The organism is Oculatella sp. FACHB-28 (genome assembly GCF_014696015.1).
In the GTDB taxonomy this organism is placed as follows: domain Bacteria; phylum Cyanobacteriota; class Cyanobacteriia; order Elainellales; family Elainellaceae; genus JAAUTN01.
Genome location: NZ_JACJPJ010000105.1, coordinates 33,789 through 44,045 on the forward strand (window position 1 = coordinate 33,789; position 10,257 = coordinate 44,045).

Below are 10,257 nucleotides of genomic sequence, written 5' to 3' on the forward strand. Positions count from 1 at the left end.
ACACTCCTGAATTAGCTAGGAGGCGAAGGTGAGGTGCTGCGAACCAGATATGCTCCAAAGAATTAGAAGAGGGAAGGGACGCACGGCATGACTGACCCAGACCCTCAAAAACTTTTAACTACACCGATTCCAACAAACGAAGCTGAGCGATTGGCAGCGCTGCATCGCTACAAAATTCTCGATACACCTCCTGAAGCGGCGTTCGATCGCATTACCCGACTGGCGGCACGGCTGTTTGACATGCCCATTGCCCTCATCTCGTTGGTGGATGAGTCGAGAGCCTGGTTTAAGTCTTGCGTTGGCTTTGGTGCCAATGAAGTGCCGCGTGATGATACTCTGTGCAGCTTTGCTGTGTTAACCGATGAGCCACTGATTATTCCCGATGCCCGACTCGACGATCGCTTTGCCTGCAATCCTTTTGTGCAGGCTGAACCAGGTGTGCGATTCTATGCGGGTGCACCCCTGCTCAGTCATGATGGCTTTAATTTAGGAACATTATGTCTGCTTGACAGTCAACCCCACGACCCATTAACTCCAAAGCAGCAAGCAACCTTGGTTGACTTAGCCGCAATGGTGGTGGATGAGTTGGAACTCAGATTAGCGGCTCATCGAGTCGTTCAAGTCGATGCTGCGCTGCTAGAGGTAATGCAAGGTGTTTCCGCCGTGACGGGCAATGCGTTTTTCCCCGCCCTGGTGCAACATCTGACTAAAGCATTGGGCATGAGCTACGCCTGTATTAGTCTGTTGGTGAACGAGCACCCAGAGGCGGTAGAAACAATTGCCTTTTGTGCTCAGGGTCAAATCACGGACAACGTGGAATATTGGTTGCAAGATACGCCTTGCTTGGAAGCGATTCAGCAACAGAAGCTGTGTTGCTACCCACAGAGAGTCCAGGCTTTGTTTCCCAAAGATCACTTCTTGGCTTCGCTTAGCATTGAGAGCTATGCCGCCATTCCGTTTTTCGATTCAACGGGTAAACCGTTAGGACTGCTGAGTGTGATGGACGGCAAGCCTCTGGAGAATCTTCAGCTTGTTCAAGCCTTGCTGACCATTTTTGCTGTGCGAATTGCCGCCGAACTAGAACGGCAACAGGCTGCGGAGCACCTGCAACTTTATGCTGATGTAGTTCGCAATGCTCAAATCGGTGTCGTCGTTTGGCAACTCGAAGACCTCAACGATCCAGGGTCCTTCCGCTTGCTCATTGCCAATCCTGCGGCTTCAGAGACAACAGGGTTTAATTTTGAGCCACTCATTGGTCGGACAATGGGGGAGGGCTTCCCGATGCTGTTGCAATCGCCACTGGTACATCAGTACATGGAGGTGGTTCGTGATGGACAAGCACTAGACCTGGGCGAAGTCTCCTACGGCGAAGATGGCATTGCTGCTGGGGTTTATAGCTTGAAAGCGTTTCCATTACCTGATCGCTGTTTGGGTTTGGCGTTTGAGAATATTACTACCCGCAAGCGCACTGAAATTCAGTTACAGGAGAGCCAACGCTATAACCAACAAGTTGCAGAAGCCATGCCAGGTATTCTATTTGTGCATGACTTAATTGAACAGCGCAATGTCTACACGAATCGCCAAATTACCGACTTCCTGGGATACACCTCTGAGCAAGTGCAGGGAATGGGAGCCGACGTTATCCCTACGCTGATTCACCCGGACGATTTAGAGCGAGTATTGAGATACTTCGAGTCCTTTCGTTCTGCTCCAGAAGATACGGTTCTAGAGATTGAGTATCAAGCGCGTCATGCCAATGGTGAGTGGCGTTGGCTGCATTCACAATCTGTAGTCTTTGATCGAACAGCGGAGGGGTTAGCGCATCAAATCTTAGGCGTTGCAATCGATATTACCGCTCGCAAACAAGCTGAAGCCGCCCTACGAAACAGCGAGGAGCGTTTCCGCACCCTGGCAGATAATATGTCTCAACTCGCATGGATGGCAGACGAGACGGGTTGGATCTTCTGGTACAACCAGCGATGGTTTGACTACACAGGGACAACGTTAGAGGAAATGCAAGGCTGGGGCTGGCAACAGGTGCATCATTCGGATCAGGTCGATCGCGTGGTTAAGCATTTCCGTCACTGCCTTGAAACGGGTGAGCAGTGGGAGGACACCTTTCCACTCCGGGGTAGAGACGGAACCTATCGTTGGTTTCTGTCTCGTGCCATCCCGATTCGAGACGAGCAAGGACGGATTTTGCGCTGGTTTGGCACGAACACTGATATCACAGATCGCAAACAAGCAGAAACCAACTTGCACGACAGTGAAACAAAACTGCGGCTGTTTATTGAACAAGCTCCAGCGACTGTTGCCATGCTTGACCACGAGATGCGCTATCTCCTGGTCAGTCAACGGTGGGTCGATACGTATCATCTAGAATCGATTGCAGCCGTAATTGGGCGATCTCACTACGACCTGTTTCCTAACTTACCTGATCACTGGATCAAGATTCATCAGCGATGTTTAACGGGTGAAAGTGAGAAGTGCGAGGAGGATTGGTTTTTACTTCCTGACGGTTCAGAACAATGGTTATTCTGGGAAATTGTCCCTTGGTATACAAGCACAGGCACGGTCGGTGGCATTCTAATTTTTGTTGAAGACATTACCAGTCGCAAGCAAACCGAAATCGAACTGCGACAAAAGAATGCCATTTTGGATGTGATTAACGAATCAGCACCGACACCGATTTTTGTTAAAGATCGGCAGGGGCGAATTATTTATGCCAACCCTGCCACGCTTGAAGTGTTAGGCAAATCAGCGGCTGAAGTGATTGGCTACCGCGATTGCGATCTCTACCCAAACCCTAAGGATGCTGCCAGCGTCATGGAAAACGATCGGCGCATCATGGAATTGGGACAAATGGAAGTCGTAGAAGAATCTCCCGATGGGATTCGGACATTCTTGGGAATGAAAGTTCCTTACCGGAATGAAGCAGGAGAAGTCATTGGGCTAATTGGTATTTCCAACGATATTACCGATCGCGTTCAACTTGAACGCGATCGTGAGCGAATTCTACAACAAGAACAAGCGGCACGAGAAACAGCAGAAAACGCCAATCGGATTAAAGATGAATTTTTAGCGGTGCTGTCGCATGAACTGCGATCGCCCCTCAACCCCATTCTCGGCTGGACGCGCCTTTTACAAAACGGAAAACTCGACGCAGCCCGTCAACATGAAGCCCTGGCGACGATCGAACGCAATGCCAAATTACAAACACAATTGATTGACGATTTACTCGACATCTCCCGCATCATGCAGGGTAAGTTGAGCTTAACAGTAACTCCCGTTAGTTTGACGTTTGTGATTACAGCAGCAGTCGAAACGGTTCGGTTGTCCGCAGAAGCAAAAAACATTCAAATCTTGCTTGATCTCCCGACTGCAATCGCTCCTGTTTCTGGCGATGCGGCTCGGTTACAACAAGTAGTTTGGAATTTGCTGACAAACGCCGTCAAGTTCACGTCAAGTGGTGGAAAAGTAACGGTTGAATTGCGACAACTCGATCACTTCGCTCAAATTCGCGTAACAGATACTGGAAAAGGCATCGATCCACAGTTCTTACCACATGTGTTTGAGTATTTCCGTCAGGCAGATGCCACAACAACCCGGAAATTTGGTGGATTGGGGTTAGGATTGGCAATCGTAAAGCAAATTGTGGAAATGCATGGAGGAACCGTTTGGGCCGAGAGCGAGGGAGAAAACCGAGGGGCAATCTTTACCGTGCAGCTACCCCTTAGTTCGCAAGCACCATTGAGGGATTCTGATGCATCCCGCGACAATTTTACTACAGAGGCTGCTTTGAGCGATCTACAAATTTTGCTAGTGGAGGATGAGACTGATACTCGTGAATTTCAAACGTTTCTACTAGAACAAAATGGAGCGAAAGTAACAGCCGTTGCCTCTGGGACTGAGGCACTGCAAGTCCTTGATCAGTTCATTCCCGATGTGATGATTAGCGATGTAGGCATGGCGGAAATGGATGGTTATATGCTGATGCAACAAATTCGCTCGCGCCCTCCTGAGATAGGTGGAAGAATTCCGGCGATCGCTCTAACAGCTTACGCGAGAGATTTTGACCAACAAAAGGCGTTACAAGCTGGCTTTCAAACACATCTAAGCAAACCCGTAGAGCCAGAAGCGTTAGTGCAGGCAATTATCTGTTTATGTGAGCGAAATAGAGGAAACGCAGGATGAATCAGGAGCGTGAAGTAGCTGAGCAGCTATGTATGGGCAGTAGTGAGATGGCGATATTGCATCCGGTTGTCAAGGTCAAACTGATTGCAGATCTAATTCAACAATTCAAGGTCAACGTCACCCTATCTAGTCCCACTCCTGCCAACCTGAACCAGGAGATGCTTCCCAGCACGAAGGAGAGGGAGGACGGCGAATGAACGGACAGATTCTCTTCCCCCAGTTTGGGGAGATGGGAACACGCATGCAAGTATTGGATTGGACACAAACTCCAGTAGGAGCTGTTGAATCCTGGCCACAAAGCCTAAAATCAACCGTTCGCACACTGCTAGGCTCGCGTTACCCCATGATTTTGCTATGGGAGCAGGAGCTGATTCAGATTTATAACGATGCTTACATTAACCTGATTGGAACCAAACATCCCTATGCGCTGGGACGATCGATCCGAGAAACTCAAGCCGAATCCTGGGATGTAATCGGCCCAATGATCACTGAAGTAATGACCACTGGAATTCCCAATTGGGTGGAAGACCAGATGCTAGCGGTGAACCGCTCCGGCTATAACGAGGAAGCACACTTTAGCCTGTCTTACAGTGCTATTGAAGATGACACAGGTGTGATTCGCGGGATGCTCTGTGTCTGTAGCGAAGTGACCCAGCAAGTATTAGGGGAGCGGCGCTTGCGCTTGCAGCGTGACTTATCAGCAAAGGCAGGTGGGACGCGCAGTGTGGACGCGACCTGTCAGGATATTCTGGCGGCGATCGCCGAGTATCCGCTGGATTTACCGTTTGCCCTGATCTACTTGCATGACTCGGATGACCAAACTCTGCGGCTCTGTGGCAGTGTGCGGGTGAATGGCAGTCAAGAGATTGTTCCAACGATTGTCTCGCTAGCAGAGTCAACCGATCGATGGTCTTTAGCGAAAGCCATGACCGGGCAAACAGCGATTGTAGCAGGACTTGACCGTGACCTCGTGATTCCTAGCGGACCTTGGAATGAAAGCGTCCATCAAGCGATCACGTTGCCCATTCCCTCGTCCAATGTGGCTGTGCCCTTGGGTGTGCTAGTTTGTGGCATCAGTCCTAACTGTGCTCTGGATGAAGGCTATCAGTCATTCTACGAGCTTCTAGCTGGACAAGTTTCGGTATCCATCCGCAATGCTCAAGCGTATGAAGAGGAACGCCGTCGCGCTGAGATGTTGGCGGAAATCGATCGCGCTAAAACTACCTTCTTCAACAACGTCAGCCATGAATTCCGCACGCCGCTAACGCTGATGCTGGGTCCACTGGAGGATGCGTTGGCAAGCCTCGAGGAAGATGGGAGAGATCGATCACTTACCTCCTCACTTTCTCCATCCTCTCTGAAGGAACAACTCCAACTCGTCTATCGCAATAGCCAGCGATTGCTGAAGCTCGTTAACACCTTGCTCGATTTTTCCCGCATTGAAGCCGGTCGCATTCAAGCCAATTATGAACTTACGGATCTATCAAGCTACACGGCTGAATTAGCTAGCGTGTTTCGTTCGACGATTGAAAGTGCAGGAATGTCATTTATCGTTGATTGTCCTCCACTACCAGATCCCGTCTACGTTGATCGCGAGATGTGGGAAAAGATTGTTCTCAATCTGCTCTCAAATGCGTTCAAGTTCACATTTACGGGAGCAATTGCAATTGCTACAAAAGCCAAGGAAAACGCAGTTGAACTAACGGTGCGTGACACAGGCACAGGCATTCCAGCTTTAGAATTACCGCACTTGTTTGAACGATTTTATCGAGTCAAAGGGGCACGAGGACGCAGCTATGAGGGTTCAGGTATCGGGCTATCGCTGGTGCAAGAACTGGTCAATTTACACGGTGGCACGATCGATGTAGCTAGCGAAGTGGACCACGGCACCAGCTTCTGCGTCACTATTCCCACTGGAACCGCTCATCTACCAGTTGAGCAGATTGGTGTCACCTCAACATTGGCATCTACAGCAATCAAGGCAAGCGCGTTTATAGAAGAAGCTTTGCGTTGGCTTCCTGAGAAAAGTTCTGAGTTCTCAGTTCTAAGTTCTGAGTTAACTCAAACTTCAACTCAACATGCAAAACTCAACACTCAAAATCCTCACACTGTCCGAATTCTCCTCGCCGATGACAACGCCGACATGCGGGACTATGTGAAACGCCTATTAAGCCAGCAGTATGAGGTGGAAGCAGTCACCGATGGTGCTGCTGCGTTGGCTTCTGCTCAACAATGTCCACCTGACCTTGTATTAACCGATGTGATGATGCCAAGGCTTGATGGATTTGAGTTATTGCAGGCACTACGGGCCGATCCGCATACCAGGGAGATCCCCATTATTTTGCTTTCTGCACGTGCGGGAGAAGAAGCACGAGTGGAAGGATTAGAAACAGGCGCAGATGACTATCTGACAAAACCTTTCTCTGCACGTGAGTTACTAGCACATGTCGATGCCAATCTAAAACTGGGACAACTGCGACGAGAAGCGATGCAGCGACGGGTGCAGAACATTTTAGAAAGCATCACTGATGGATTTATTGCTCTAAATCATGAGTGGCACTATATCTACGTCAACCAGAAAGCTGAGACGCTTTTACATAGACGACAGTCCGATTTATTGGGTAGAACAATCTGGGAGACATTTCCCGATATCATTAGCTCACCAATGGAAACGAGCGTGCGTCGAGCGGTAGCCGAGCAAGTCACCGTTGATTTAGAGTTTTTCTATGCCCCCTTCGCTACTTGGTTTGAAATTCACTGCTACCCCTTAAGCGAAGGATTATCGATTTATTTTCGAGACATTAGCGATCGCAAGTGCATTGAGGACGAACGCCAACAGGCCGTCTCGGCGCTGCGTGAACTCAACGAGACGTTAGAGCACCGAGTCAACCAGCGCACGGCTCAGCTGGAAGCAATCAACCGGGAACTAGAGGCATTTTCCCGGTCGGTATCCCATGACCTGCGAGCACCCCTACGCTATATCAACGGCTTTGCTGAACAGCTTCGAAGCAAGCTTGACCCCTCCCAACTGGATGAGACCAGCCTCCGATATCTAAACATCATCTCCCACTCTGCGGTTGAAGCTGGAAAAATGGTAGATGACCTGCTGGAGTTTTCGCGCACGGGACAGACGGAAATGCGTCTCACACTCGTTCCAATGAATCAACTAGTGCAAGAGGTGCGAGAGCAGTTGCAACCAGAACTGGTGGGACGAATTATTGACTGGCAGATCGAGCCATTGTCAATGGTACAGGGTGATCCGGCAATGCTGCGGTTGGTGTGGCAGAATCTGCTTGCAAATGCCATCAAATACACACGAAATCGCGTTGAAGCCAGAATCACGATCGGTAGCAGAGAACATGAGCAGGAAGTCGTTTTTTTGGTGAGAGACAACGGGGCAGGGTTTGACCCTAAATACCGCGATCGCTTGTTCATTATTTTCCAACGGTTGCATTCGCAGGAGCAATTTGCGGGAACTGGGGTAGGACTCGCCAATGTTCGGCGGATTATTCATCGACATGGTGGCCGCACTTGGGCTGAAGGCGCGATCGATCAGGGTGCAACGTTTTACTTCTCGCTACCGAAACAGCAGGAGAATCAATCATGACAGCCCTCCGATTTCTCCTGCTAGAGGATAACCCCCTCGATGCAGAGGTGGTGCAAGCTACGCTGATTGATGGCGGCATTGACTGCGATCTGCTGCGGGTGGACACTCGTACCGACTTTGTAACAGCATTAAGAACCGACACGTTTGACTTGATTCTGGCAGATTACACCCTGCCTGGTTTTGATGGTCGGTCGGCGTTAGAGATTGCCTGTAACCTTTGTCCTGACACGCCATTCATTTTTGTCTCTGCCAGCTTAGGTGAAGAATTGGCGATCGAAACGCTGAAGCAAGGGGCCACCGATTACGTCTTGAAGCAACGATTGGAACGATTGATTCCTGCTGTGAATCGGGCATTGCGAGAGGCACAGAAACAGCGCGAACGCCAACGGGCAGAACAGATGCTGATTGAGCAGAAGCGACTGCTAGAGTTAATCGCAACAGGGCATCGGTTAGATGAATGTCTCGCTGCCGTGTGCGCCTCAATTTCTCAGTTGAGTCCCCACATCCGCGCCTGCTTCCTGCTCACCGATGCCCAGCGACAGGACTTTCCTCGCCTCATTACCCCAGATTTTCCGCCATCCTTTGAGCAAGGACTCAAGGACGCGCCCATTAATGATCTTTGCATGGGAACGTGCGGCGAGGCAGGGTATCGGGGTGAACCGATTACCTGCTCAGACATTGCCAACGACGATCGCTGGTCGAAAGAATGGCGAGATGTCTGCGTTGCTCACAGCATTTTCGCCTGTCATTCCCAGTCAGTCATGGGCATGGATGGGTTACCCCTCAGTTCGCTAATGCTGTGCTTGAGTGAAGCACGAATGCCAACTGAATGGGAATATCAACTTGCCGCCTTTGGAACTCAGGTCGCTAGCATTGCGTTTGAGCGCGATCGCTCTGATCGTGCCCTGCTCGAGAGTGAAGCTCGCTTCCGCCTCATCATGGAAAGTGTGAAAGATTATGCCATCTTCACCCTTGACCTCAACGGCAAAATTACAAGCTGGAATTCGGGTGCAGAACGGTTATTGGGTTACACCGAAGCAGAGGCGATCGGCTCTGACGGTCGGAGGCTCTTCACGCCAGAAGACAACGAGCAGGGACGAGCCGATTGGGAGATGCAAACTGCCCTAACCCAAGGACGAGTCGAGAACGAACGCTGGCATCTGCGGAAAGATGGCAACCGCTTTTGGGCGAGTGGTTTGACGATGCCGTTGCAGCCGGAAGCAGGCAACGTGCAAGGGTTTGTCACAATTATGCAGGACAAAACTGTCGAGCGGCAGTCCCATGAGCGTCTCCAGTTGCTGTATGACACCACCAGCGATTTGCTCGCCACCGAACAACCGCTGACGCTAATGCACAACTTGTTCAACAAACTCTCCGTTCAACTAGAGTTGCACTGCTACTACAACTTCCTTGTGGAGAAAAAAGACAACCAAACGATGCTGCATCTGAGAAATTATCAGGGCATTTCTGAAACTGTAGCAAAGGCAATCGAGTGGATTGAATTCGGTGAACATCTCTGTGGACTGGTGGCACAAGAGCAACAACAAACCGTCCTGGGACAGGAGCAAATTGCCACTCATCCCAATGCGAAATTTGCTGACTCACTCGGCATCACCGCTTACGCCTGTCAACCACTCATTGCTCAAGGACGGTTATTGGGGTCACTCTCCTTTGGCAGTTTTACCCGGACTCATTTTACGCCCGAGGAAATTGACCTGCTGCAATCCACCTGCGACCAGATTGCCATTGCGCTCGATCGGGCAAATTTAATTGCCTCAATCCAGCAGCAAGCGGAACAATTGCGGCAAGCCAGCCGGATTAAGGATGAATTTCTCGCCGTATTGTCCCATGAGTTGCGCTCACCCCTCAACCCCATCTTGGGTTGGGCAAAGCTGCTCTTAGATAAGAAACTAGACGAAACAAGGACTAGACAAGCCTTGATGACGATTCAGCGCAACGCCAAACTACAATCGGAACTGATTGAAGATTTGCTGGATGTCTCGCGCATTCTGCAAGGCAAATTGAGCATTAATATTAGCTCAGTCAATCTCACTAGAACAATTGGCGCAGCAATCGAAACCGTTCGGCTAGCAGCCGAAGCCAAATCAGTGACGGTAGAAGCACATCTCGACGCTGAAGTCGGACAGGTTTTAGGAGATTCAACTCGCTTACAGCAAGTGGTGTGGAACTTACTCTCGAATGCGGTCAAGTTCACACCCGCAGGTGGTCGAGTGGAGGTGCGGCTAGAACAAATCGACCGTCAAGCTCAAATCACTGTTCGTGATACAGGTAAAGGCATTGGTTCTGACTTTCTGCCCTATGTATTTGAGGCGTTGCTGAAACCGTAATGGTTAAGTAGGTAGAGGAATAGCTCGATACTTCAAATAGTGAAGCAGCAAACGGAGTGAACATTTCAACATCTCAAGGGATTTGGAGTAGCACAAGGTTTTACGGTG

General features: G+C 50.0%; 4 protein-coding genes and 1 pseudogene. 4 read left to right on the top strand and 1 reads right to left on the bottom strand.

Annotated elements, in window-relative coordinates:
• The first annotated feature begins 87 nt into the window (after positions 1-87).
• The 4 genes from H6F88_RS32880 to H6F88_RS30725 are packed head-to-tail and all read left to right on the top strand — an operon-like array spanning position 88 to position 10,149.
• Complete coding sequence (locus H6F88_RS32880) at positions 88-4,194, top strand: PAS domain S-box protein (RefSeq protein ID WP_199333871.1); 4,107 nt, start codon at positions 88-90, stop codon at positions 4,192-4,194.
• Complete coding sequence (locus tag H6F88_RS30715) at positions 4,191-4,391, top strand: hypothetical protein (RefSeq protein ID WP_190646624.1); 201 nt, start codon at positions 4,191-4,193, stop codon at positions 4,389-4,391. The genes H6F88_RS32880 and H6F88_RS30715 overlap by 4 nt, the downstream gene beginning before the upstream one ends.
• Positions 4,388-7,801, top strand: a complete 3,414-nt coding sequence (locus H6F88_RS30720) for an ATP-binding protein (protein WP_206756476.1) — start codon at positions 4,388-4,390, stop codon at positions 7,799-7,801. The genes H6F88_RS30715 and H6F88_RS30720 overlap by 4 nt, the downstream gene beginning before the upstream one ends.
• A complete protein-coding gene (locus H6F88_RS30725; protein WP_190646626.1) occupies positions 7,798-10,149 on the top strand; it encodes a PAS domain S-box protein in 2,352 nt (783 codons plus the stop codon). Before H6F88_RS30720 ends, H6F88_RS30725 begins: the two co-directional genes overlap by 4 nt.
• Positions 10,150-10,152: 3 nt before the next feature.
• On the opposite strand, the pseudogene H6F88_RS30730 reads toward H6F88_RS30725, so the two are convergent.
• Positions 10,153-10,257 (bottom strand): annotated as a pseudogene (locus tag H6F88_RS30730) (IS1 family transposase); the annotation flags it as partial.